We start from the raw sequence: 460 nt of genomic DNA, 5'->3' as shown, positions 1-460 counted from the left end.
ATTGCGGTTGCCGGGCGGGCGGCACTTGATCACGTTGGCGATGTAGACGTTGTTGCTGCGCTCCAGCGAGAGCGCATGCAGCATGCTGTCGAGCAGCTTGCCGGCCTGGCCGACGAAGGGTTCGCCCTGCTTGTCCTCGTTCTCGCCCGGCGCCTCGCCGACCAGCATCCAGTCGGCCTCGCGATCGCCGACCCCGAACACGGTCTGGGTGCGCTTCTCGCAGAGCCGGCAGCGCTGGCAGTCGGCCACGCGTGCCTCGAGTTCGTCCCAGCCGAGATCGGCGACCGAAGCGAGCGCCGCGGCCGGCTGCGCCGAGGGCAGCGGCGCAGAGCCGGGCGGCGGCGCGTCGGGCGCGGGCGCGAGGTCGAACCAGGAGGGATCGTCGAACGGCGGGGCTTCGTCGGCCGGCGCCTTCATGGCGGGCGCGGGCGGCTCGTCGCGAGCGGCCGGCGCCGCATCG

At 73.5% G+C, this 460-nt stretch carries 1 protein-coding gene; it reads right to left on the bottom strand.

The window, feature by feature from the left end:
- Positions 1-460 (bottom strand): uracil-DNA glycosylase (locus HWX22_RS31550; protein ID WP_244135341.1); only part of this gene is annotated, 460 nt, incomplete at both ends.

Origin of the sequence: Burkholderia sp. BCC1638, from assembly GCF_902833195.1 — a bacterium.
Classification (GTDB): Bacteria; Pseudomonadota; Gammaproteobacteria; order Burkholderiales; family Burkholderiaceae; genus Burkholderia; species Burkholderia diffusa.
Note: the sequence above shows the minus strand (reverse complement) of the source record. Positions and strands in the feature narration are given on the sequence as shown.